General features: G+C 61.3%; 19 protein-coding genes. 11 read left to right on the plus strand and 8 right to left on the minus strand.

Annotation, left to right across the window (positions count from 1 at the left end; all coding sequences use genetic code 11):
• Nucleotides 1–144 precede the first annotated feature (144 nt).
• Nucleotides 145–2,163 carry a carbohydrate binding family 9 domain-containing protein gene (locus KGJ62_01240; GenBank protein MDE2125195.1) on the minus strand — a complete coding sequence of 673 codons (2,019 nt, stop codon included), beginning with the start codon at nucleotides 2,161–2,163 and terminating at the stop codon, nucleotides 145–147.
• A gap of 160 nt (nucleotides 2,164–2,323) precedes the next feature.
• On the opposite strand from KGJ62_01240, the gene KGJ62_01245 reads away from it, so the two are divergent.
• The 7 genes from KGJ62_01245 (at nucleotide 2,324) to mqnC (ending at nucleotide 9,993) form a co-directional block, all read left to right on the plus strand.
• Nucleotides 2,324–3,136 carry an ABC transporter permease gene (locus KGJ62_01245; GenBank protein MDE2125196.1) on the plus strand — a complete coding sequence of 271 codons (813 nt, stop codon included), beginning with the start codon at nucleotides 2,324–2,326 and terminating at the stop codon, nucleotides 3,134–3,136.
• A 71-nt stretch (nucleotides 3,137–3,207) separates the two neighbouring features.
• Nucleotides 3,208–3,900, plus strand: coding sequence for an ATP-binding cassette domain-containing protein (locus KGJ62_01250; protein ID MDE2125197.1), 693 nt, complete (start codon nucleotides 3,208–3,210; stop codon nucleotides 3,898–3,900).
• 2 nt (nucleotides 3,901–3,902) lie between these two features.
• Nucleotides 3,903–5,330, plus strand: coding sequence for an MCE family protein (locus KGJ62_01255; protein ID MDE2125198.1), 1,428 nt, complete (start codon nucleotides 3,903–3,905; stop codon nucleotides 5,328–5,330).
• Nucleotides 5,331–5,422: 92 nt separating this feature from the next.
• Nucleotides 5,423–6,025: a 50S ribosomal protein L9 gene (rplI, locus tag KGJ62_01260; GenBank protein MDE2125199.1), complete on the plus strand. Its 603-nt coding sequence runs from the start codon at nucleotides 5,423–5,425 to the stop codon at nucleotides 6,023–6,025.
• Between the two features lie 31 nt (nucleotides 6,026–6,056).
• Entirely contained in the window at nucleotides 6,057–7,496 is a 1,440-nt protein-coding gene (gene dnaB, locus KGJ62_01265) for a replicative DNA helicase (GenBank protein MDE2125200.1), read from the plus strand.
• Nucleotides 7,497–7,511: 15 nt separating this feature from the next.
• Nucleotides 7,512–8,816, plus strand: a complete 1,305-nt coding sequence (purD, locus tag KGJ62_01270) for a phosphoribosylamine--glycine ligase (protein ID MDE2125201.1) — start codon at nucleotides 7,512–7,514, stop codon at nucleotides 8,814–8,816.
• 28 nt (nucleotides 8,817–8,844) lie between these two features.
• Nucleotides 8,845–9,993, plus strand: coding sequence for a dehypoxanthine futalosine cyclase (gene mqnC, locus KGJ62_01275; protein MDE2125202.1), 1,149 nt, complete (start codon nucleotides 8,845–8,847; stop codon nucleotides 9,991–9,993).
• 24 nt (nucleotides 9,994–10,017) lie between these two features.
• Here mqnC and KGJ62_01280 read toward each other — a convergent pair whose 3' ends face one another.
• Nucleotides 10,018–11,157 carry an LptF/LptG family permease gene (locus KGJ62_01280; GenBank protein MDE2125203.1) on the minus strand — a complete coding sequence of 380 codons (1,140 nt, stop codon included), beginning with the start codon at nucleotides 11,155–11,157 and terminating at the stop codon, nucleotides 10,018–10,020.
• A gap of 114 nt (nucleotides 11,158–11,271) precedes the next feature.
• Nucleotides 11,272–12,321 (minus strand): hypothetical protein, encoded by a 1,050-nt coding sequence (locus tag KGJ62_01285; protein ID MDE2125204.1) that lies wholly within the window; start codon nucleotides 12,319–12,321, stop codon nucleotides 11,272–11,274.
• A 196-nt stretch (nucleotides 12,322–12,517) separates the two neighbouring features.
• Here KGJ62_01285 and KGJ62_01290 point away from each other — a divergent pair, with 196 nt between their 5' ends.
• The 4 genes from KGJ62_01290 to KGJ62_01305 all read left to right on the plus strand — a co-directional run bounded on the left by KGJ62_01290 (nucleotide 12,518) and on the right by KGJ62_01305 (nucleotide 17,349).
• A complete protein-coding gene (locus KGJ62_01290; protein ID MDE2125205.1) occupies nucleotides 12,518–13,912 on the plus strand; it encodes a nicotinate phosphoribosyltransferase in 1,395 nt (464 codons plus the stop codon).
• Nucleotides 13,913–13,931: 19 nt separating this feature from the next.
• Entirely contained in the window at nucleotides 13,932–14,585 is a 654-nt protein-coding gene (gene pncA, locus KGJ62_01295; GenBank protein MDE2125206.1) for a bifunctional nicotinamidase/pyrazinamidase, read from the plus strand.
• Nucleotides 14,582–15,385 carry a class I SAM-dependent methyltransferase gene (locus KGJ62_01300; GenBank protein MDE2125207.1) on the plus strand — a complete coding sequence of 268 codons (804 nt, stop codon included), beginning with the start codon at nucleotides 14,582–14,584 and terminating at the stop codon, nucleotides 15,383–15,385. Before pncA ends, KGJ62_01300 begins: the two co-directional genes overlap by 4 nt.
• 137 nt (nucleotides 15,386–15,522) lie before the next feature.
• Entirely contained in the window at nucleotides 15,523–17,349 is a 1,827-nt protein-coding gene (locus KGJ62_01305; protein ID MDE2125208.1) for a hypothetical protein, read from the plus strand.
• Here KGJ62_01305 and KGJ62_01310 read toward each other — a convergent pair.
• The 5 genes from KGJ62_01310 to KGJ62_01330 all read right to left on the minus strand — a co-directional run bounded on the left by KGJ62_01310 (nucleotide 17,324) and on the right by KGJ62_01330 (nucleotide 23,465).
• On the minus strand, nucleotides 17,324–18,217 hold the full coding sequence (locus KGJ62_01310; protein MDE2125209.1) for a hypothetical protein: 894 nt from the start codon (nucleotides 18,215–18,217) through the stop codon (nucleotides 17,324–17,326). The genes KGJ62_01305 and KGJ62_01310 overlap by 26 nt on opposite strands.
• A gap of 123 nt (nucleotides 18,218–18,340) precedes the next feature.
• Nucleotides 18,341–19,705, minus strand: a complete 1,365-nt coding sequence (locus KGJ62_01315; protein MDE2125210.1) for a DUF1552 domain-containing protein — start codon at nucleotides 19,703–19,705, stop codon at nucleotides 18,341–18,343.
• A 151-nt stretch (nucleotides 19,706–19,856) separates the two neighbouring features.
• Nucleotides 19,857–21,917, minus strand: a complete 2,061-nt coding sequence (locus tag KGJ62_01320; protein MDE2125211.1) for a DUF1592 domain-containing protein — start codon at nucleotides 21,915–21,917, stop codon at nucleotides 19,857–19,859.
• 31 nt (nucleotides 21,918–21,948) lie between these two features.
• Complete coding sequence (locus KGJ62_01325; GenBank protein MDE2125212.1) at nucleotides 21,949–22,488, minus strand: hypothetical protein; 540 nt, start codon at nucleotides 22,486–22,488, stop codon at nucleotides 21,949–21,951.
• 407 nt (nucleotides 22,489–22,895) lie between these two features.
• Nucleotides 22,896–23,465, minus strand: a complete 570-nt coding sequence (locus KGJ62_01330) for a hypothetical protein (GenBank protein ID MDE2125213.1) — start codon at nucleotides 23,463–23,465, stop codon at nucleotides 22,896–22,898.
• Nucleotides 23,466–23,485: the final 20 nt, after the last annotated feature.

A 23,485-nucleotide genomic window follows, 5' to 3' on the forward strand; every position in this document is an offset into this window, starting at 1 on the left:
CGCAGCCGGCCCAGGATGGTACCAATAATGCCTGCGGCCCGTATGGCATGCGCCAGAGGCCGTTGAGGTTCTGGGGGTGATTGACAGAGCGATATGCGAACTGTGGCTGGCGGCTGCGCCTACACTGCACGACATCGGCGGCGGTTAGAGTGCAAATACCAGCTTCACTGCAACCAGATTTGTCCATCGCTGCGCGTTGGGATCGCCGAGGATGATGTAGGTCTCGGTGCCCTTACCGCCGGAGTGCCTGTAGAACAGAAAGCCATTGGTGCCGCCGGTTTGCGCTACCAGGCGGCCACCGAAGGCCACCGTGGGCGATACCTGATAGTTCAAAGACACCACGTGCTGTTGGGTGCGGCCATCCCGGTACAGAAGCGCGCCGGCGTACGTGATGTCCAGCTTGTGCAGGAAGCGGTATGAGAACGAAGGCTGCACGAATGTGGAGGGTCGACTGCCCTGCAGGCCGTGAAGTATGGATATGCCCCAGGTATGAAACCGGTCCAGCACGCCGCGCGTCACCGATAGCATCATGGTAGCGTCGGTTTGCGTATCAAACTTGTCGTAATTGATTTCGCCGCCCAACTGCCAGTTCGATTGGGTTACAAACTGAAACGCCGTATCAATGCCGCGCTGATACGGTGCACCGCTGTAGTGCCAACCGAATTGAGGAATCGACTGCACATTGAACGATCGCCACGGTCCATGCCTCCAGGCGGCCGCCCAGTTCTCGAACAGAACTACCGAGCGCTCATCGTTAAATGGCACGTAGCCATCTTCATCGACAAAGTCCGGCGCCACGTCGGTGAGACCGATGCCGGTTGTATTCAGCTTGTCCTCATACACCTCGAAGGTCTGGAAGGAGTGGCCGCCGGCGGTGTTTCCACCGCTGATGCCCAGCTGCGTATCGGCCTCCAGTTTCCCCCACCGTTGGTCATGCTCCAGCAGGCCGACGGTGTTGTTATCGCCTGGGGCGGTTCGCTGCACCAGCGTCAAGGCGAGATTCGCGGTCGGTGAAAAGTCGTGCCGGATCCGCGTGGCCAGGTCGGATCTGCTGCCGGGGGTCTCGGTTTCGAGGGCAACCAGCGTATCACTGTGCGTCACATTGCCATACACCTTGCCGCCCAGAATGAAGCCTGGTATGCGCTGGGAGTAGAAATAGTTTCCAATAAGATTGAAGTTGTTGTTGCCGAATAGCTCGTTACCTTCAACGAAGAAGGGGCGCTGGTCCTGAAGGAAAAGCTCCGAGTGAGAGAACTGAATCCCCTGCACCGCGCCTTCCACCGTTCCAAAATCGGGATTCAGTGCTGCCACAGCCGTGAGCTGTGGTGAGATGGGGTAGCGCGCATCCATGCCGATCCGCAGGCTCATCGCGCCAGCCCGTTCAGCCGGCAAAAGGTAGGGCAGCAGCGAGAGACGAGGCTTGAACCTGCCGGCCGGCGGTACGACGCCGGTCCAGATCCCCTCGCGGGCGGTGAACACCTGCGGACCCAGATTGCTCCATTCGCTCAAGAGCGCGGTGCGCGTCTGGAACCGCGTGAAGTTGATGCCAAAATCGATAGGCTTGTTGGATTTTGGGTAGTTGAGGATCCGCCACGGGATCCGGAACTCCGCCTGCCAACCCGTTGGCGTCCGCTTTACCGCTGCCTGCCATAACCCCTCCCACTCCACCTTGGCGGCTCGCCCGCCTCCCAGGAGCGCCGACGGCGTGCCGATTGCATTTACCGAGAAGCGTGAGATGTCGCTGTCGCGGTGGGAGAGGAAGGGGTCGAGCCTTACTTCCACGTTGTCTTCGGTATCGTAGGAGCCGTTGTTCTGGTTCTGATATTTGCTGTCGCGGACTGTTTCACGGGCGGTGATGGAGGCCGGCTGGTTGTCGGTACAGCGGAATGCAACATAGATGCAGCGGCTGTCGTACACAACCATGGCGACGGTTTGATCCGGCGCTGGCCGATCGTTCTGCTCGTCGGTAAACATCCTGGCCGTGGGCGCTGATTTCCAGCATGGATCAGACAGGTCGCCATCAATCACCGGTGGAGTGGCCGTGCGAACCGCTGCGATATGGCGGCTTCCATTGGCCTGGGCGCTTGCGGGCGAGCCGTACACGGTCGGTGGTGCGACCACGAGCAGGACGGCCGTAATGAATCGCGTATTCGAGTTGTGCATAGAGTTGCGGTGGGAAGGCTGCGGAATCCGGGAGCGGTTGACGAGCGACGATCCGCACGACGCACTTTGTAGACACGAGGTTTCAGAAATGCATCTTTACGCGCCTGGCGAACGGCTTTCGCGTTGACGGTTGTAAAGATGCGCTTGTATACTCTCTGCCATGGCTGAGCAGGCAGCAGATGCTGGGCAGGCAGCGGCAGGTTCACGCGTACCGCGCATTACGGGTGCGGGCCCCCTACAGCTTATTGCCGGCGTAGTTGGGCTCGCATGGCAGACCGTCGTCGCCGCCGCCGGTGAAGGCATACCTGTGCGGCAGCTTGTGGACCAGATGGCCGCGGTCGGCGCGGATTCGATCTGGATAGTTTTGATCATTACTGGTGCCACCGGCGCTGTTTTTGCCTATTACGTAACGCAACTGTCGCAACAGGTAGGCGTCAGCCAGCTGGTGGGCGGCACCCTGGCATACGGGCTGTTTAACGAGCTTGGCCCGGTGCTGAGCGGGGTAGCGCTGGCTGCGCGGGCCGGCGCCGCCATTGCAGCAGAGCTCGCCACCATGGTTGTAACCGAGCAGGTAGACGCAATGCGGTCGATGGCGGTTTCGCCTGTGCGGTACCTGGTGGCGCCACGCATTGCAGCGGCGCTCATCATGCTGCCGTTATTGACGGCGATCGCCGACTGTGCAGGCTTGTATGGCGGCTACCTTTTTGCGCGCATGGCCGGCATTACCGGTCCGGTGTTCTTTGAATCGGTTCGGACCTGGGCTCACACGGTGGATCTGGAACGAGGTCTGATCAAGGCGGTTGTGTTCGGCGCAATTACCGGCCTGATCGCCTGCCATCAGGGCCTTTCTACTCGCCGTGGCGCTACCGGCGTCGGTCGGGCCACAACCGGTTCCGTGGTGCTTTGCGTAATCTCAATCTTCCTGGCGGATTTGGCGCTTACGCCCTTTCTGCGGCACCTGGCGTTACGGTGACCGCGCCCGCGATAGAGTTGCGCGACGTGGTGTATGCCATCGGCGGGCGGCAGGTGCTGTGCGGCATCAGCATGCAGATTATGCCTGGCGAGATTGTTTCAGTGATGGGCGCCTCGGGCAGCGGCAAAACCACCATCCTGAAACTGATGACCGGCCTGATCCGCGCCACCAGTGGAGAGATCCTGATCGAGGAAGCCGATATAACCCGGATGCCTGAGGATGAATTGGGCCACGTGCGCCTCAAGATGGGCCTTGTGTTTCAGTACGCAGCCTTGTTTGACTCGATGACCGTTTATGACAACATTCTGTTTGGGGTTACCCAGCACCGGCGCGGATTGAAGCGGAACGAACGTGACGCGATTGTTACGCGACGGCTGGCGCAGGTGGACCTGGACGGTGTGGAACGGCTCTATCCGGACGAACTCTCCGGAGGTATGCAGAAACGCGTAGGTCTTGCCCGTGCGCTCGCAATGGAGCCGAGCATCGTTTTTTACGACGAGCCAACCAGCGGTCTGGACCCGATTACCAGCCGGACAATTGACGAGTTGATTGTTGCAACGCGTGACGCCACCGGTGTAACATCGGTCATCGTTTCGCACGACATCGGATCGGTATTCCGCATCTCGGACCGCGTAGCGATGCTGCACGGGGGAGAGCTTGTGATATTCGACACGCCGGATGCGGTGCGTCGCAGCACGATTTCGGCAGTGCGCGAGTTTGTATCGACGGCGGAGTTGGCGCCCGCCGGCGTCGGAGGACACTGACCATGGCGGCAAAACCTGCTCTGCGTACGGCGCTGGTCGGACTGGTAGCGCTTGTCGTGGGCGTTTCGCTCTATCTGTATCTGGCACATTTGAATCCCAATTCCTACCTGGTGCATGTGTCGTTTGCAGATACGCAGGGCGTTGAGGCACAAAGCCCGGTCCGCATGGATGGTGTACAAATTGGTGAGGTGCGAAGCGTGGAGTTGGACACACGGCTTCGGCCGCCAATGCCAGTGGTAACCCTGTCTATACGCGATCGATACCAGATTCCTGCCGATTCCAGGTTCGAAATTGCAGCCGGGCTGCTGATATCCAACCCGCAACTCCACGTGGTTCCAGGCGTATCCACGGCAAGCTTGCCTCAAGACGGGTCGGCGCGGGTTACCGGCGCGCCGCCGACCGCTACGGCGCAGGAACTGGTCGGCAAGGCGAACCGTCAGTTTGACGCCATTAGCGGCGAGTTCAAGACGGCGGCGAAGCGCATCAACACGATTCTTGCGTCGGCACAAACGATGATGCAGACGGCCAACAAGGCGGCCAGTTCTACCGCGAGCTTGCTGGACGACCAGGGCATGCGAAACTCGCTGCTGCAAACCGTTTCGAATTTCCGCGACGTTTCCGCACAAGCAAAGGTCACGTCGCAGCAGCTCAGCCGGCAGCTAATCGCGGTGGTGAAAACCGGAAACGGATCGGTAACCAAAATCACCGGCCGTCTTAGTGACATTCTGGCGCAGCTGGATAACACCATTGAGGATGCCAACTCTGTGGTCAAGAAGCTGACCGAGCAGGTGACCGACCCACGGCTGGTGCAGTCGCTGCAGGATACCGCCGAACTGGCGCGCGCGACGCTCTCGCGATTCAACCAGATTGCGTCAGACCTGGACCAACTGGTGGGTGACCCCGCCTTGCAGAGTAACCTGAAGAGCACCGTGAGCAACCTGAGCGGGGTAACCCGGAGCGGGGAGCAGACGCTGACCAAAGTGAACACGCTGCTCGATCGGCTGATGAGCGTACATAAGCCCACGATAAAGCTGCCGCCGACTTCGTTGATTGCCAACGTTGCCCAGCAGTTCAATCCGGGCCATTTACGGCTGGACTTGGATGCCCAGGTGCATGTTGGCAAGAGCGACCTGGTAGACATTGGCCTTTACGATCTGGGCCAAACCACAAGATGGAACCTGCAGTACGGCAAAGGCGTTTCACCAACGACCACATTCCGCTTTGGCGTACACGCCAGCCAGCCCGGCGTTGGGCTGGACTGGGCTCCCTCATTCGGCAACGGCATCCAGGCCGACCTGTACGACACGCGCCATCCCAAACTTGACTTGAGGGGGCTGTTGCGGGTAAACAGATACTCCTCAATCTGGCTGGGAAGTTACGACCTGCTGGATCATCCGGCGCCCGCGATTGGTCTCCGAATAGTGCGGTAGCCTGCATGTGTGTGCGACCACCCAAAACGTGGTGCTGAAGTCTCAGGCTCACCGGCGCCGGCGGAAGCGTCAGCAGGGAAGAGAGGTTTGTTATGAAAGTAATGCTAACGCGCGATGTACCCAAGGTGGGCATCGACGGCGAGATTGTAACGGTTGCCGGCGGATTCGCGCGGAACTACCTGCTGCCGCGTCGGCTTGCCCTGGTAGCTAACAGCAGCGTGATGAAGCAGTACCAGGACAAGCTGGCGAAACTTGCAGCGTTGGAAGCCAACAAGGCGACTTCCGCTCGCAGCGCCGCCGATCGCATCGAGGGCGTGGTGCTTCAGTTTGTGGTGCGGGCAAACGCGCATACCGGCCGGCTTTTCGGCGCCGTTACCGAAGCCGATGTAGCCGCCAAACTTGGCGAAGCTGCGGGCGTGGAGGTCGATCGGCGCAAGCTCGGTCACTTTGACGCGATCAAGACGACCGGGGCATACAGCCTTTCAATTCGGCTGCACAGTGAGGTTACTGCCAGCTTCAAGGTAGATGTTGCCACTCAGGAGCAGCTGGAAGCGCGTGAAAAAGCGCGGCTCGCCGCCGAGTTGCTGCCTGTTGTCGCGACTGAGGCGGCGTCCGATCCGGCTGTCGCTGCGGAAACGCCGGCGATGGAAGATGCGCCGGTAGACGAGGCCGTGCCCGAACCTTCTGTGGAATGAGCGCCAGGGGAGTAACGGCCGCGCCACCGCCATGAATCTGCCAAACGCGGCGCGGAACGACCCCGTTCCTCCTCAGAATCTGGAGGCCGAACAGGCCATCCTTGGCGCGATGCTCCTCGATCAGCGTGCCGTAGAAGAAGCGACTGAGGTGCTGAGCTCCGCCGATTTCTACTTCGACCGGCACCGGGTGATTTTCGGCGCCATGCTTGAGTTGGCGGAAAGCCACAAGCCGATCGACCTTGTGAGCCTCACCGAAACGCTGCAAGCGCTCGGCAAGTTGGACGAGAGTGGCGGCGCCAGCTACTTAAATGAGTTGATGACGGTGCCGTCTACGGCGGCGAATGCGCCCTATTATGCCGACCTTGTTGCCGATAAGGCGATCCTCCGCTCCCTGCTTCGCTGTGGCTCCGAGATCCAGGCCCTTGCGCTAAATGGACAGCTCTCGGGCGCCGATGCCGCCGATCGGGCTGAGGAGCTGGTTTTCGGTGTCGCTGATCAACGCAGCCGTCGTGGCCTCACGCCGGTCAGCGCCTACATCGAGAACGTTTGGGATTCGATGGAAAGAGCCAGCGAGGCTGGAGGGCCGGCGGAGTACCTGACACATCTGAAGGACTTGAACACTCAACTCACGAGCCTTCAGCCTGCCGATCTGATTGTGATTGCCGCGCGGCCGAGCGTGGGTAAGACCGCGCTCGCCGTTCAGATTGGTACGCATCTGGCGAAAGTCGAGAGAAAGACTGTCGCGATATTCAGCCTGGAGATGGCTGCTGAGCAGTTAGTGAAGCGCATGCTGTGCTCGGAAGGACAAATCAATGGCCAACGGTTGAACACAGGTGATTTGGACGATGCCGAGGTTTCACGGCTGACGTCCGCCATGCAAACGGTTGGGCAGGCTCCGATCTTCATCGATGACACCTCCGACTCCAGCGTGCTGGAAATCCGTGGAAAGTGTCGCCGCTTGAAGGCAGGAAGCGGATTGCATTTGGTGATTGTGGATTACCTGCAACTGATGCGCTCTACGGTAAGGTCCGAGAACCGAAATCAGGAAGTCTCTGCCATGATTCGCGGTTTGAAGTCGCTTGCGCGCGAGTTGGGTGTTCCGGTTGTTGTGCTCTCGCAGCTATCTCGAGGCAGCGAGGATCGCGGATCACGCAAACCGCTGCTTTCCGACCTGCGTGATTCCGGTGCAATTGAAGCAGAAGCCGATGTGGTGATTCTGATATACCGCAAGGGTTATCACGATTATAAGCAGGCGCGCGCGGGTCGATCAGGCCGAGGCAGAAGCGACGACGGCGACAGCGACCTCGGCGAGCCGGATGGCGCGTTGGTGGATGACGACGGCACTACAGAATTGATTGTGGCCAAACACCGCAACGGCCCAACCGGCACCGTGTTGGTGACGTTTCGGAAGGAGTACGCGAAATTCAGCGACTGGGCGCCAGATTCTGCAGTCGGAGGCAAGGGCGCCTAGGGGGCCGCGGTATCGATGCGCATCCTCATTATTGGAGGCGGAGGGCGCGAACACGCTCTAGCGTGGGCGCTTTCGCGCAGCAGCCACAAGCCGCACCTGTTTGCCGCTCCGGGTAACCCCGGTATTGCTTCTCTCGCCGACCTGGTGCCACTGTCAACTCTCGATCTGGACGCGCTGGCGAGCTTTGCGGAACGTGAGCTGGTTGATCTGACGGTAGTTGGCCCTGAGGCGCCACTTATTGCCGGAATTGTGGACCGCTTTGAGGCCCGCGGCCTGCGGATATTTGGCCCTTCTGCGGACCCAGCGAAACTGGAGGGCAGCAAGGCATTTGCAAAGCGGTTGATGGAGGATGCGAACATACCTACGGCCGCATTCCGAATCTGCGAAACAGCCGCAGAAGCGCACGAGGCTGCGGCCGGCCACTTCGGCGAGAATCCCGGAAGCACCGGCCTGGTGGTAAAGGCCGATGGGCTGGCTGCCGGCAAGGGCGTACTTGTTACCGATACCGAACAGCAGGCGCACGAAGCTGTCTCGCGGATGATGGAGTCTCGGGATTTCGGCGATTCGGGAATGCGTGTCATCCTGGAGGAGCGACTCGCGGGCGAGGAAGCCTCATTGATGGCAGTCTCCGATGGTGAGACGGTGCTGCCACTTCTGCCGGCACAAGACCATAAGCGACTGCTTGAGAACGACGATGGCCCCAATACAGGTGGCATGGGAGCGTACTCGCCGGTTCCAATCATGCCGCCGGCGCTTGTTGACGAGGCGATGGACACGGTGGTACGTCCGGCGATACGGGCTATTGCGGAGTATGGCATTCCATACAAAGGCTTGCTTTACGCCGGACTCATGCTCACATCTGATGGTATAAAGGCGATTGAGTTCAACTGCAGATTCGGGGACCCCGAGGCGCAAACCGTGCTGCCGCTGATGGAGAGTGATCTGGTGGACCTGCTTCTTGGCGCTGCCGAATGCCGGATGCCTTCCAGCCTGAAGTGGCGTGCAGGCACGTCGGTGTGCGTCGTGGCCGCTTCCGCCGGGTATCCGGGCGCTGTCCGTACCGGTATACCGATTTCCGGCATTGCCGATGCCGCGGAATCCGAAGGGTGTTTGGTGTTTGAGGCCGGTACACGGTATGGTTCGGATGGGCGTATAGAAACCTCGGGTGGCCGTGTACTGAGTGTTACCGGATTGGGCGCCGACCTGATTACCGCAACAGCAAGAGCCTATGTGGGAATGAGTCACATCCAGTTTGATGGGTTACAATACCGGCGGGATATAGCGGGCCGGGCATTGCGAGCGCCGGCTACCGGCGAGTAGCTGGTAGCCTGCTGAACGTGAAACAACTATGACGATTGCAGAGCGAGCGCCGCTCATAAGAGGGCGCGGCATCGACGATATCGCGAGCAAGGTGATATCCGGCGGGCGCGTAGATGGTGACGAGGCGATACGCCTGTTCGCACACCCCAACCTGCCCGAACTGGCGTGGTTGGCCAACCTGGTGCGTGAGCGACTGCATCCGGACACCAACAACCTGGTGACATACGTTGTGGGTCGCAACGTGAACTACACCAACGTCTGCTGGGTTCGATGCAAGTTTTGCGCCTTCTACCGCGTTCCCGGCCATGAGGAAGGTTACGTTTTAAGCCGCGAGGAGATTTACGCTAAAGTCCAGCAGATGGTGGATGTGGGCGGCATCGAGATCCTGATGCAGGGCGGGCTCAATCCCAAGCTGAAAATCGAGTGGTATGAGGACCTGCTGTCGGGCATCAAGGCGCGCTTTGGAGAGTACGGCGTTATTTTGCACGCGTTTTCCCCGGCAGAGTTGATCTACCTGGCGCGCATAAGCAAGTTGACCCAGGCCGAGATGTTTGCCAGGCTTAAAAAGGCCGGGCTGGACAGCGTGCCGGGCGGTGGTGCAGAGATACTGACGGACCGCGTGCGTGAAACCATCTCACCGTACAAAGATACGGCAGATGAGTGGTTGGACTGCATGCGCGAGGCACATCGCGCCGGGCTGCGCACCTCGGTAACGATGATGTACGGCTCGGTCGACACGGTTGAAGACCGGGTAGAGCATTTGATACGGGCGCGCGATCTGCAGGATGAGACCGGCGGCTTTACCGCGTTTATACCGTGGTCGTTTCAACCGGACGGCACCGAACTTACCGGCGAGCGGGCATCAGCATTCGATTACCTTCGCACCGTCGCGGCGAGCCGAATTGTATTGGACAACATCCCGCACATGCAGGCATCGTGGGTGACGCAGGGCCCAAAGGTGGCCCAGGTGGCGCTGCGGTACGGTTTGAACGACTTTGGCAGCACCATGATGGAAGAGAATGTGGTCTCCTCGGCCGGCTGTGCGTTTACCATGCCGATTGAAGAGATGGAGCGGCTGATCCGCGATGCCGGCTATACGCCGATGCGGCGCACCACGCAGTACGAACTGCTGCCGCACGGCGTGCCGGATGGCTCACCGCTGCTCCGCGGGCACTGACGCAGGTTTTGCTGCCTGCGCCCGCTATTCCGAACGTTTGAGCAGCCACAAGCCCGCAGCGGCGAAGATTACATTCTGAGTCCAGGCCGCGATTGCCGGAGGTAGAATCGGCGCGCTTCCGGCGGCGCCGGGCGAACCGAGGATCCGCATCGCAAGCAGCGTGTTCCAGTAGACGAAGACGAGGCAGATGGAGAGCAGCACCCCCATAAACCCGCCGCCACGGCCAAAACGGAGGGCCATCGGCGGACAGCAGAGCGCCATGACCAGGCATGAGAACGGCACCGAGAGCTTGAAGTGGTAGTCGAGAATGGCATACGGGTCATCGATGTGCTCGGTCCGGTTGCGCGCGATATTCTGGCCTAACTGCCGGAATGTGAGCGTGGAGTTTTGCGCCATCTGACCAAGCGGAAGCTGCAGCAGAAAGTTGCTCTCGATGGCGCTTGGGTCAACAGGGGCGTTTACTTTGATCTGCGCAACGTGCCCTTTGGCGAGTACTTTGCCATCCAGCGAATACGAAATCACCAGCGGGTGCATGAGCGTCAGCACGCCGTTCTGGTAGGTTGCGTGCTGCGCGATGAATATCCTGGGCTGGGCCTGGCCCGACAGGACCCGGCGCAGACCGACGATAAACTGCACGCCCTGCATATCCAGATAACCGTGTCGCTGAACCACGCTCTGCACATAAAAGATGCTGCCCTGATCGAAGGTGACATACACCTGCTTCGGGTTGGGTATCAGGTTTGGAATGTGCGCCGGCATGGAGCTAACCACGTTGTCAAACCGGTCCATCGCCGCCGGAACGACGTACTCGCCGAAGTAGAAGTCACCGATGCTGAGTATAAGTCCCGCTACGATCACAGGCAAGAAGATTCGCGCGAGGCTCGCGCCTCCGGCGCGCATGACCGTGATCTCGGAGTCTCGCGTCAGCCGGCTAACCGTCAACGACGCGGCAACGGCCGCAGCCACCGGCATGGTCATGTGGACCAGAAATGGTACGAAGTAGAGCACCATCTGCGCCACATCGGCCCATGGCACCTGATGCTCCAACAGGACGTTGGCGTTGTTGTAGAGCACCGTACCGATAAGCATCAGCACGATTGCGCCCTGCCCGATGAGGAACGGCACGCGCATCTCAGCCAGGATGTAGCGATCCAGGGTTTTCATACGCGCGCGCGGCGGCCCAACACGGCAACAGTATAGCGCGCCCGTATTCCCGGCGCTCCGGACCAGCGGTCAGACGAAACCGTGCGCACCCAAAGCGGTGGCGCCGGCGGCGATCTACGCGTTAACGCGCTTCAGCAGCGTGATGCGGCCATGGGATACCCACTCGACTACAAGGATGTCTCCGTTGTGGAGAAACTTGGCGCCGTGCGGATGAATAAACTTGCCGGGTATGAACTGACTTCTGGGCGCATCGGTAAGGTTAGTCGGGAAGCCATCACCCAGCTGCTCCAGCACCTGGTTGTTGCCATCCAGGATGGTGACAACGCTATCCAAATCGGGCACCACCATCAGTTCACCGCGCGTATGGAAATGGCACGGTTCCCGCATGCCGTTCGTCACCTCAGAAACTACCTTGCCATCCAGCGTAAAGTACTGAATTCGCCGGTTGGACCGGTCGGTGATGACGAGGTTGTGGGGTTTTTTGCGCGTATCCAGGATGAGCCCGTGTGGTGTGCGAAACTTGCCAAGCTCAGTGCCGGTGCCGCCAAAGGTGCGAATGTAGTCGCCATTGAGCGCAAACTGATGAATCCAGTTGGAGCCGTAGCCATCGGCAACGTAGAAGTCCCCGTTCGGCGCAAACGCGGTGTTGGTTGGGACAAACGGGTCGTTAGGACCATAGACACCGGACTCGGCCGGTAGGCCCTTTTGCCAGATCACCTTGCCATCCAGCGTGGTTTTGGCGTAGACGCGGTGCGCGATGTCGGTGTGGTAGAGGAACTCTTCGCGCCCCTCCTTGCGCAGGTCCAATCCGTGTGCGCCGCCAACCCACTGACTGCCCCAAGAGGTGATGTACTTGCCATTATGGTCATATACTACAATGGTGTTGGAGGATGGGCTGTGCTCACGGACGGTGTGCGCAATATAGATTCGTCCATGGCTATCCTGCGTGACGCCATGCGTGTCGCCCCAAAGCAGATTCGCCGGAGGCTGGAGCCAATCGTGCCAGCACTCGTACGCGTGGTCTCCCTTTCCCAGGATGATGCGCTTCGGCAGAGTCTTTTGTGCCCTCGAAGCGGAACTGCGGGCCGCGAAAGCGGCGCCGGCGATTGTGGACGCTGCCCCGGCAATAAATCGGCGGCGGGTCGTGCGATTGGGATTCGGCATAGGTTTGGGCTCCTGACTGGGAGCAGTTCCCTGATCGCCATCGATTCTCCTGCACCGGGCGGCGACTTTGCGTCAGCGCCACCACACGATGCGCTTGCGGTAACCTGTAGGCACGGCGGCCCGGCTGTGGGCCGCACAGGAACTTCAGTTGCCGGAACGATCGCGAGCACTTTATACCGACCTGTACCAGCTCACGATGGCGTGCGGCTACTGGATGCGAGCCATGGCGGAACGCGAGGCGGTGTTCTGCCTCTATTTCCGCTCGAATCCGTTTGGAAGCGGTTATACACTGGCAGGCGGACTGGCAAGCACGCTCGAGTATCTGGAGCGGCTGCGCTTCGACAGCGATGATCTGGCCTATCTGGCGGCGCTGCCGGGCGCTGATGGAACATCGCTGTTTCCCGCCGGATTCCTGGACTACCTCGCGGCGTTCCGCTTCCGCTGCGATGTGGACGCCGCGCCGGAAGGATCCGTGGTCTTCCCAAACGAGCCAATCGTGCGTGTGCGGGGACCGGTTCTCCAGGCACAGATGGTCGAGACGGCTATTCTCAACCAGATCAATTTCCAGTCGCTGATCGCAACCAAGGCCGCACGCGTGTGCCAGGCTGCGGCCGGTCGGCCGGTCATCGAATTTGGCCTGCGCCGCGCTCAGGGTTGGGATGGTGGCCTTACCGCGAGCCGCGCCGCCTACATAGGTGGATGCGCAGCCACCTCGAACCTTGCGGCCGGCCGGGAGTATGGTATCCCGGTTCGAGGCACACACGCGCACAGCTGGGTGATGATGTTTCCCGACGAACTTCAGGCGTTTGAGGCATGGGCCGAAGCGATGCCGAACAACTGCGTCTTCCTGGTGGATACGCGCGACACACTGCAGGGCGTTCAGAACGCCATTCGCGCGTCGGCTGCGCTCCCGGCCGATGGCCGTCAACCAATCGGCATCCGACTGGATTCCGGTGACCTTGCCAGGCTCAGCATCCAGGCTCGGGCAATGCTCGATGGTGCCGGGCTGAAGGATGCCACGATAATCGCGAGTAACGATATGGACGAGACGGTCATCAGTGCCCTGCTGGCGCAGGGAGCGCGCATCGATGCGTGGGGTGTAGGCACGCGCCTGGTAACCGGTTGGGACCAACCCGCGCTGGGCGGCGTGTACAAGCTGACCGCCGTGCGGGATGGCGAAACCTGGAGCCCGGTGATGAAGGCCTCGGAGCAGCTGGCGAAAAGCTCGCTTCCAGGGATGCTGCAGACGGCGCGCTATACCGTGGCCGGCGAGCTTGTGGGCGATGTGATCTTCGACGAGCTGGCAGAGCCGGAGGGTGCGCGAACGCTGGTCGAGCCGCTCAATCCAATGCGGAAGCGGCGCATCGCGGCCGACGCTGAACGGCAACTCCTTCTGAATCCGGTGATGCGTGCCGGAGTGCGGACAGAGCCGCCGGAACCGATTTCAGCGGTACGCGACCGTGCCGCGCAGGGGCTTTCTTCGGTGCCCGCCGCCGTGAAGCGGTTCCTCAACCCGCAAGCGTACCCCGCTGGATTATCGCCGCGCCTTGCCGAGGCGCAGGCGCAGTTGCTGGCCGACGACCGTTCGTGACGAGGCCGAGGAGGAACTCATGAACCCGCGCCGCGCACTCATTCTGGTCGATATCCAGAACGATTTCCTTCCAGGGGGGGCGTTGGCGGTACCCGCTGGTGATGAGGTTGTAGCCGTGGCCAATGCGCTGATCCCGTATTTCGGTATCGTCGCAGCCACGCAGGATTGGCACCCTGCGACGCACAGCTCGTTTGCCGCAAACCATCCGGGTCGCGTACCCGGGGATCGGATCGATCTGAACGGTCTGCCTCAAGTGTTGTGGCCGGTGCATTGCGTAGAGAACCGTCATGGCTCGGAGTTCGCGTCGGCGTTGCTCCTGCCGGCGAACGCCGTGGTCGTGCGAAAGGGGACCGACGTTGATGTGGACAGCTACAGCGGGTTTTATGACAACGGCAGGCGTCACGCCACAACCCTGGAAGCAAAGTTGCGCGAACTCGGCGTGGCCGAGCTCACGGTGATGGGCCTGGCCACCGATTACTGCGTCAAGTACACCGTTCTGGATGCCCTCCGGCTGGGATTCAGCGTCTCGGTGGTCCGGGAGGGATGCCGTGCGGTGAATCTGAATCCGGGCGATGGTGATGCGGCGGAAGCGGAGATGCAGACGGCCGGCGCACACCTGGTGAGCCTGACCGATGCATTGAACCTGGCTGAGAAGGCCGGCAGGCAGGCATGAACTCAGACAGCACGAACCACAAGGCCGACCTGCCCTCCGGTACTGCCGAGGCCGAAGCTGCCCATGCGGAACAGCGCGGGCGCGATGCGGAGGCTGCCACCTACGAAGCCGAGCAGATTCGCAACAAGGGCGCTTCCTACTACCGGATGCACGCCCGGATCCTTAGACGTGCATTGAACGGGATCGGCGACGGCCCGCTCCTGGATGCCGGCTGCGGCACGGGCCTCGTGACGCGAGAACTGGTCGGTAACGGACGCCGTATTGCCGCCCTCGATTTCAGCACCGAGAGCTTGAAGCTGCTGACTGCCAAGCATCTCGATGGGGTTATTGCCGCTGCCGGCAGTGTAACGTCGCTTCCCCTGGTTGGCGGTAGTTTCTCCGCGGCGGTGTGTGCGCTGGTTTTGCAGCACATTCCGCCCGGGCAGCGATCTATAGCGTGGGAAGAGCTGTACCGATGCCTGCGGCCCGGCGGCCGCCTGGTGGTGACGGCATACAACAACGCGGAGTTCACCTGGCGCAATGCGCCCATCGAAGGTGTGTATCCGAGCGGTATCCCCTACTACAGCTTCGCTTGTGAAGACCTGCTGCGTGAGGCGGAGGCTGCTGGATTCCGACGAGCGACCGTTCGGCCCATCGGCGCCGCGCTCCACCTCCGTCACCGGAGAATGGGCTGGCGGTTCTATCAGAGTCTACACCCGATTTTGAACGCTGCGGAGGCAAGGCTGCACGGGTGCCTGCCGGCAAATCGCCAGTGGCCCTCTTCGTACTGGATCCTCACAGCCATGAGACCGCCAGCCTGAGCTATATCGCTCAAATCCGGCGGTAGGCAGCGGCAGCGCGGTTTGGGGCTTCCGGATTGTCGTCGATCCTGGTAGTTGGATGTTGTTGGAACGTTGACTTTCCGGGCTGCGCACACGCAGCGAATGGAGGCAAACCGGTGACCACTAGCGACGATGCTGGACCGATACCTGTGCAGTTGGCGGAGCTTGACGCCTGGTTGGACGCGTGTGAGGCTGAACTTGAGCGACGTCGATATCGCGAGCAGTTCCGCGATGAGACGTGCCGGCGGCTGGATCGTGTCCGTACGCTGCGCGAGCTGGCGCAGCAGTCGGCATCTGCCGACCTCGACGACACCTTACAGAGCCTGGAGCGGAACCTCGAAGCGTACCTCCACAGCCTGCAGGTGGAGAACAGAGCGCTGCCGGCCGTGCCGCCAGCCCTGTCGCAGCGCGATGCGCTGCCGGCGCAACCAGGCGCCGAGCACCGGGCGCCTCTGGAACTTGCCGCGGATTGGGCGGAGCCACAACTAGCGGCGGAGGATTTGGCCGAGTTCTCTGAAGCACTGGAGATTGGTGACGGCCTCGATCTGGCGCTGCTGGCAGCCACGGCATCTACCGATGACGCCGACGACGTGACGGCAGAGAAGGCGGCAGTGGCGGAGCGCCTCCGAGTTACGCTGGAAGGTTTACTGACCGAGCTCACCGATCCTGATCTGAAGACCCCCGCGGCAGGTGACGGCTGTATCGAGGCGCGCCGCTCGTGCACCTATCGCGCCGCTATATGCCGGGCCGCCGGGGCTGCCGCTGAAGCGGAAGCGTCACGCGTCAGCGGTCGCGTGCAGCAACTGGTGACAGATATCCGAAATAGCCTGCAATTCGATTCTGACGAGGCGGAACACTTCCCGTTCGACGACCGATATTGGGAGGCGGGGCCTAGCAGGTCGTCTCCGGCGTGGTGGCAGCAGACCGCGGCGGCCTACACGGCACTTCCGGATGCACACGCCGCCATGCGCTGGTACCGCGAGAATGCGTCGCTGTTCGCGCAATCGCCGCCCTCCGACCTTCTTGAGGCGATTGGAGCGCGGCAGCAGATCCTGTTCCGCCTGTTATCCAACACCAACGGTAAGGACCGGTATCAACGGCAGGTCTACGATTGGCTGCTTGACACCATCAACGAAACCAACTGCTACCTATTCACTCTCAGCCCAAACACGACCGACTCCGAACTGGTTGAGAAGTCAGCCACTCTCGATCAGCAGCTCACAGCGGCACATGCTGCCGCAGCGGCCGCGTTCAAGTCAGATTCGGAGCAGCGCATTCTTCGTGAGGTGACCGGCATGATCGCCGAACCTGGATTTGCAAAGGGCAGGAGGAAGGGGGAGGACGCCGATCGGCTGCGCGCCAGCCTCGAGGAGTGGTTGAAGTGCAAACTCCCCGTGACGCACAAGGGGATCCGGAGTTTGCTGATCGCGCTGCCGGAGTCGTTCCTGGTTGGCGCGGACATCCCGCCCAGGTTCATGTCCGCCGTTCGGGAAGAGAAGGCACGCCAGGCCAGGCTCACAGCCAAAGTACAGGCGCCGGACGACGATGCGGCTTCAAAGGGCGCCCGGTCGCTGACGGACCGGGAACTGGAGGAGCTGAGGCTTTGGCTCGATCGACGCCGAGTGCTGATCCTCGGCGGCACGCCGAAGAGCGCGGTGACCAAGCAACTCAAGGAGGCTCTCGGAGAGGATCTGATCGAGTGGAAGGGTACCGCGAAGAACTCAACGGCGGCCCAGTTTGAGTCGTCGATTAAACGTGCTTATGTACTGATCGTGATCATCAAGTTCGCAGGCCACGACTTCTCCGAAAAGGGAAAGGAATGGGTGGGGCGTGGCAGCGGCGTATTCCTTCAAGCGCAAACGTATAGCGCTCAATCCCTCCTGCGGCTGCTGCACAACCAGGCCAATGGGATCGCGCCTAAGGTCCCTTTGCTGGGGAAGTAGGTCGTTTCTTGCCTGGCGCCTTGCCTGGTACAGCCGCCGTGGTCTCAACGCCGCCGACGGCTGCGCTCGCGTCTCCTTCGGCCGTGCCCGCCTGCGTTTCAGCCATTCCTGCCGCAAACTGGGTGCGGAACGAGCGCAGCCGCCGCCACTCGTCCAGGTAGAGCTGCAGCCACGGGCGGGCGCCGGATTCAATCTCTGAAGTGATCAGCGCCTCCAGCCTTTCGTGCTCCTCGTGCCATTCGTCGGTGGTAAAGTGGCCGCCAAAGTGCGCAACCTGCAGCCAGAGTAAATAGGTGGTAAGCGCATCAAAGACGTTGTAGTTCAGAATGTCGCCGATGCGATCCTGGAGCCAGAGCTCTGCGACATCGTCACCATCAGTGCCCATTTTGCCCGGAATGCCACTGATCCGCGCCATATCGCTCAGCGATGTCCGCGTGCCCCGGTCCCACGCACCGCCCGTGAGAAGTTCCATCAGGTCGATATTGCAATCGTTATCTCTACGGAAGTAGTCCGGCCCCTCCCACGGCTTTTCGGGTCGCCTGCAGAATGCCGGCGCTGCTACGCCGAGTGCGATCGCGCGCTGGCGTATGATCAGCAGATCGGAGTTAAACGAGTTAAAACCGACCAGTTGCGGCTGATACTGGCCAACACCACGCAAAAACTGGCTGAGGATAGATGCCTCATCTCCAGGCTGGTCCCCGGATGTGGCCGCAGGCAGGGTTCGGATATTCAGCTTCACCTGTCCATTTGCGCTGCTGCGATCCACCAGCGCGATCGTCAGCAGGCGGCAGAGCGAGGTGCGGAGAAACGGCCGGGGCACCTCCGGCGTGGCTCCGCCTCGTGCCCACATCTCCGCCAATACCTCCATATCGGAAAGCGTATCCGGCAGCTGGTACGCCAGCCGACCCGAGATGGGGTCTGGAGTCCACTCGCAGTCAAATGCCCAAACGCGCGGCTGTACCTTACGGAACAACTTGGACCTCGGCCTGTGTCACGCCGATCCGGCGCCGGCGAATGCCGCGTCGCTCAAGCCCGGAAGCTCACCATCGCTGTTGCCAAACTGCTGGACCGGCACGCCCATACGATTGCTCACTCCGCGGTAAAGATCGCACAGCGGCGTGTTCTTGCCGTAAACGAGATGGCGGCCTGGGGCAAGGCTGCCGCCGGCCCGACCCGCTAGCAGAATGGGCAGGTTATATGGACTGTGGGCGTTGCCATCGCGCATGCCGCCGCCGAACAGGACCATGGCATTATCCAATAGCGTGCCGTCGCCCTCTCGTATCTGCTTCATTCGATTGAGCATCCAGGCATACTGCTCAATGTGCCATGTGTTGATGCGGCGGTATTCGGCCAACTTTCGAGCGTCGCCGCCGTGGTGAGAAATCTGGTGGTGTCCGCCGCTGACGCCGGGCAAAAATGAAAAGTTGCGGTCACTCACCTCGTTGGCGAACATAAACGTAGCAATCCGCGTGGAATCGGTCCAGAAAGCCAGTGTCATGATCTCGAGCATGAGACGGACCTGGCCGGTGTGGTCGATGCCTCGGCGCCGGATCAGGTCGGCATCATGGTAATAGCTGTAGATCTCGGTCCCCAGCTTCTGCACAGCCTGTCGAGCGAGTGTGTCGTCAAGCACCTCGCCCTTTCGCCTGGCGGCATCGAATGCAATTCTCCGCTCCACGGCTCGGACGGCCTCAAAATACTCATCCAACTTGGCGCGATCCGCCGTTCCAATCCGCTTGCGCAGCGCGGCCGCATCGTGAGCTACGGCATCCAATACGCTGGAATCCACCGCTTCGCGAGCGGGCGACGCCTCCGATACAGGACTGCGAAACAGCCGGTTGAATGCCTGCTGCGGATCGATTTCGCGTGTTACCGGAGTGGTCGGGCTGCTCCAGGAGATGTGCGACCCATAGAGACGCGTGTATCCCACGTTGGTATCCACGCCCGTGGTCACGGGTTCAATACTGAGCTCAATCGATGGCAGAGGCGTCAGGTTACCGAGATGCTGTGCCAGCTCCTGATCCAGCGAGACTCCACCGCACCGGAGGTCGCTGCCGGTGGTTTTCGTAATGTGCGTGCCGGTGAGGAATGGCGCAACCTTGGCGTAATGCCCGTCGCCATCAATACTATATCGATTCATCAACTCAGTGAAGACGAGCAGATCGCGCTGCAGGCCACTGAGCGGAGCGAGGATTTCCGAAAGCTGCCACGTGGCGCCGGATCCAACCGGCGTCCACGCGGCAGGATCCACTCCGTTCGGCATATAGAGCGCGGCGAAACGCACGGGGCTGCTAACTGCGCGTGAGGCTGCGCTTGCGCCGCCCGGCGCCATCGCCTCCAGCAATGGCAGGAACATCGTGACGCCGAGTCCCTTCAGCGCCGTTCGCCGCGAGATCGGCCGCGTGTGCCCAGTTAGATTCGCGTTACTCAACGTGCCTCATTTCGTCGCCTGAAAGCCATCGACTCCCGTGCCGCATTCGCCGTACGGCCGCCCGGATCCTTCTATTTCAAGGTTTTGCATGGCTGTTCTGCCCGTCCGCAACCGCCGGCGGCTGTTCGTTAGAGGTGCGGAATTGAAACGGCACGCTCTCCACAATGGCCCGTATCAACGCCCCACTTCGGTATCCGCCCTCCTGAACGCGCTGAACGATCTGGTTCACCGCCGCCCTATCGTATCGCTGCAGACCGCGACCAAGCGCGTACGCCAGCATCCGCCTGGCCATGTTTCGAACGAACTCTGCCTTCTGACTGAGCAGCAGTGTTTTCAGCTGCTGCGGCCCCGCAAACTTCTCACCACCCGCGAGCACGCCGGAGTTGTCGATCGGCTGACCGCCTATCTGCGTGCGCCAGCGCCCGATGGGATCGAAGTTCTCAAGTCCAAAGCCGATCGGGTCCATCTTGTTGTGGCACGAGGCGCATTCGGGCCGCTTCCGGTGCTCCTCGAGCCGCTGCCGGAGCGAAAGGCCGTTCAGCGGCGCGTCGGTGGCAGGAAGGCCACCGGCATTCGGTGGCGGCGGTGGGATTTTGGCGCCGAGCATCTGTTCCAGCACCCATTTGCCACGCAGAACCGGGCTGGTGCGGAGTGGATATGAAGTAACCGCAAGCACTCCGGCCATCGTGATGACGCCACCGCGCGTGCCATCGGCCAGCGCTACACGGCGGAATTGAGCGCCGCGCACGCCGTGTACGCCGTAGAGCTGCGCCATGTCCTGATTGAGATAGGTGTATCCGCATCCAATAAAGTCGAGCAGGCTGGCATCGCGTCGCAGCACGTGGTTGCTGAAGTCCACTGCCTCGGCGATCATGTCGCTGCGCAGTTGTGGCGTGAACTGCGGGAACATGCCCGGATCGGGCTGCGCGACCGTGCCCAAATCTCGCACCCGAAGCCACTCGCCGGCGAAGTTGGCGCCGAGCGCCCGCGACTTTCGGCTTGCCAGCATGCGATCTATCTGTGCCTGGAGAGTAGCCGGCTGGTGCAAACGGTTGGCGGCCGCGAGGCGGAAGAGTTCGGCATCGGGCATCGAGGACCAGAGGAAGTACGAAAGCCGGCTGGCCAGTTCGTAATCGTTCAGGCGGTATGCGCCATGTTCCGGCAGCGTCGGCTCAACGCGGAACAAAAAGTTTGGCGAAACAAGCACGGCCGTCAGGCCGGCCACTACCGACTTGCGCCAGGAAAGGCCGCGGTGGAATGCCGCGGTAAACACTTGCATCAAGCGGGCGAGCTCTCCCGGACGGACGGGCCGCCGGTAGGCAAGGGAGGCGAAGTGCCGCAGGACCGCCTGTGCCTCCGCCTTGGGATTCGCGTGTCCCGTAGAGCTGCCAAAAAGCAAATGCGGATCGGCGGCGCTCAGCGATTGCGAGGCGGCCTGCAGGTATCGCTCCATCAGAATCGGCGGTACAAAGAGAGTCTCAGCATCGTTATCGAAGCCACCGCCGCCACCGCCATCGGCGGGAAAGCTGTCGGCGGGATGCGTATCCACGCCGAGCAGGTCGCGGATCGTATTGTTGTACTCCTCGCGACTGAGACGGTGGATCAGAACATAGCCGGGATCGGCCGGGGCATCGGTGAGCTGCGCGACGGGTATAACGCGCTGGACCCATCCGGCCAGCTGGTCACGCTCCTGAGGGGTTGGCGCGGGCGACCCGGTCGGCGGCATGGATCCGGCACGCAACTGCGAAAGGACCCGGCGCCAAAAACCGGGGCGCGCCTTTACCTCTGCTGCTGATTGAAACCGGCTGAGGTCGATGCCGGCTGGCGGATTCATGCCGCTGTGGCAGGGTACGCAGTACCGCTGGACCTTTGGAAGAATGAAGTTGCGGAATGTCCCGCTAGCGGCGGGCGCCGACTGCGGCGCGGCGGCTGGAGCGGTAAAGGCAGCTGCAATCAGCGCCAACGGGGCCACGGCGGACAGGTGGCGCGCGGCGCCAAGCTTTTTCCGTCGAGTTTCGGTGGGCCGGTCCATGGTGCGTCGTACCAGATAGTTGGATGACTTGCGCCGGTGCGGTTGCAGCCTGGCGCTGCAATGAAAGCGGGCGGCTGCCGAACGGCAGCCGCCCAGGACGCTCAACGAGATGCGCACGGTTCCCGGCGCTGAGCGGTTATTCCGCTGCTTTTTTGGCTCGCGTCTTGCGGGCCTTCGGCGCCTCGGATGCTTCGTTTTCCGACTCGGCGGCCGGCTCAGGCGCCTCTTCCGCCACCGGGGCCGGAGCGTCGGCAGCGGCGACCTCATTCGCAACCTTTGGCTTACGCGTGGATGTGCGCTTTGGCTTGGCTGCCGATGCGTCGTGCTGCAGCACTCTCAGATAGCCGTAATGCTTGCGGTCGTACTCCTCCGGGGTTTCATCCAGCGGTACGTTGCATGCCAGCTTTTTGACGCCCTGATCGCCGAAATCGACAATGATGTACGTAGGGGTTGCGTCGTCGCCTACGGCATCGAACCGAGCGTCTGCCACCTGCATCCGGCGGGGTCCGAACTCCACACTTTTCACAACGCCATCCGCGGCAAGAACCGGGTGGAAAAGCTTATCGCCCACACGGTAGTTGGCGGTCATCCGGTAGTTAACGGCGTGCCCGTTCTCCCCGGGTTCGGCTACCGCCGTATCGCCTGCCGTGGTTGCTTTCTTCGTACGCGTGGCCATAATATCGTCGCTCCTGCAAATACGCTGGTGTTGTCCGTCGTAATAGATGTGTATTGGCAGGCGAAAGTTTACCACAACCGGCGCAGTGCGCGATTTGGCACAAGAGCTTTTTGAGATCGCGCCGGTACGTTAAGGAGGAGCAATCCACCTATGTCGAGCTGGCTGTTCGGAGCGTTGGCCATCTTCGTGGTCATTCGGCTGTTGTTTGGCAGGGCCGGGTTTGGTACTTGAGGGCCCCGCACCGGCTGCGGGGAGGATCCTCGCATAGGGCACAATGGCGATCAGCGGCGCGACGACGGCCCGGGATCGCGCGGGCTTTAGACAGCGACCACCGCTAAATCTCCATTCGAAAGGCCGGTGTAGACGTAATTCATCGCTCACCAGAGCGATCCGCCGGCGCGCAGTTGTTATCGATCAGCGGTGGGACCAGTTTCGGTCTGCGGTAGACAAACTGGAAACGCTACAGAGAGTGTTTCGCCGCTCAGCAGCGCGCACCATTGCGCATCGAGTGCTGCGAACTGTTCACGTACTCCGAACAGCGCGCCCTCGGTAAAGCCTTCCGGCATTGGCAAGTCCTGAGCGGTCAAGCCGGCGCGCACCAGTTGCTGGCATTCTACAAACGGCATTCGTTCGCGCCGCGCATCGTCGAGTTGCAGAATGCCCACGATGTGCTCTGCCCAATAAGCCTCCAGCGGAAGCGACTCCTTGCGACCGGTTTGTGCATCGACCGTGCCGAAGTCGTTGATATCTCTGCCGGCGGCAACCATGCCGAAGAAGGCGTTCCGGAAGCCGAGCACGCTTTCCACTGCAACGTGCAACAGGTCGTGCCGGGCAAAGTAGCTAACGGAACGCTGCCAGGTTATTGAGCCATCGTCACGGCGGCAGGCGATACTTGTAGCGCCATGCTGCCGTTTTCTCAGTCGGATCTCCACGGCTGCCCCGGTCGCAGAATCGCTCCGCTTCTTTCCGCGAAGCATTGTACCGGTTTGCAGTACCC

The organism is Armatimonadota bacterium (genome assembly GCA_028871815.1).
GTDB lineage: Bacteria > Armatimonadota > Chthonomonadetes > Chthonomonadales > Chthonomonadaceae > REEB205.

Bases quoted from the DNA above. Each gene is read 5' to 3' on its own strand.
- KGJ62_01315 (MDE2125210.1), bottom strand. From the start codon at position 19,705: ATGTTCCTGCCATTGCTGGAGGCGATGGCGCCGGGCGGCGCAAGCGCA.
- dnaB (MDE2125200.1), top strand. From the start codon at position 6,057: ATGAATCTGCCAAACGCGGCGCGGAACGACCCCGTTCCTCCTCAGAAT.
- KGJ62_01280 (MDE2125203.1), bottom strand. From the start codon at position 11,157: ATGAAAACCCTGGATCGCTACATCCTGGCTGAGATGCGCGTGCCGTTC.
- KGJ62_01250 (MDE2125197.1), top strand. From the start codon at position 3,208: ATGCAGATTATGCCTGGCGAGATTGTTTCAGTGATGGGCGCCTCGGGC.
- KGJ62_01300 (MDE2125207.1), top strand. From the start codon at position 14,582: ATGAACTCAGACAGCACGAACCACAAGGCCGACCTGCCCTCCGGTACT.
- KGJ62_01330 (MDE2125213.1), bottom strand. From the start codon at position 23,465: ATGCTTCGCGGAAAGAAGCGGAGCGATTCTGCGACCGGGGCAGCCGTG.
- KGJ62_01245 (MDE2125196.1), top strand. From the start codon at position 2,324: ATGGCTGAGCAGGCAGCAGATGCTGGGCAGGCAGCGGCAGGTTCACGC.
- pncA (MDE2125206.1), top strand. From the start codon at position 13,932: ATGAACCCGCGCCGCGCACTCATTCTGGTCGATATCCAGAACGATTTC.
- KGJ62_01240 (MDE2125195.1), bottom strand. From the start codon at position 2,163: ATGCACAACTCGAATACGCGATTCATTACGGCCGTCCTGCTCGTGGTC.
- KGJ62_01310 (MDE2125209.1), bottom strand. From the start codon at position 18,217: ATGGAGGTATTGGCGGAGATGTGGGCACGAGGCGGAGCCACGCCGGAG.
- KGJ62_01255 (MDE2125198.1), top strand. From the start codon at position 3,903: ATGGCGGCAAAACCTGCTCTGCGTACGGCGCTGGTCGGACTGGTAGCG.
- mqnC (MDE2125202.1), top strand. From the start codon at position 8,845: ATGACGATTGCAGAGCGAGCGCCGCTCATAAGAGGGCGCGGCATCGAC.
- KGJ62_01290 (MDE2125205.1), top strand. From the start codon at position 12,518: ATGGCGTGCGGCTACTGGATGCGAGCCATGGCGGAACGCGAGGCGGTG.
- rplI (MDE2125199.1), top strand. From the start codon at position 5,423: ATGAAAGTAATGCTAACGCGCGATGTACCCAAGGTGGGCATCGACGGC.
- KGJ62_01325 (MDE2125212.1), bottom strand. From the start codon at position 22,488: ATGGCCACGCGTACGAAGAAAGCAACCACGGCAGGCGATACGGCGGTA.
- KGJ62_01285 (MDE2125204.1), bottom strand. From the start codon at position 12,321: ATGCCGAATCCCAATCGCACGACCCGCCGCCGATTTATTGCCGGGGCA.
- purD (MDE2125201.1), top strand. From the start codon at position 7,512: ATGCGCATCCTCATTATTGGAGGCGGAGGGCGCGAACACGCTCTAGCG.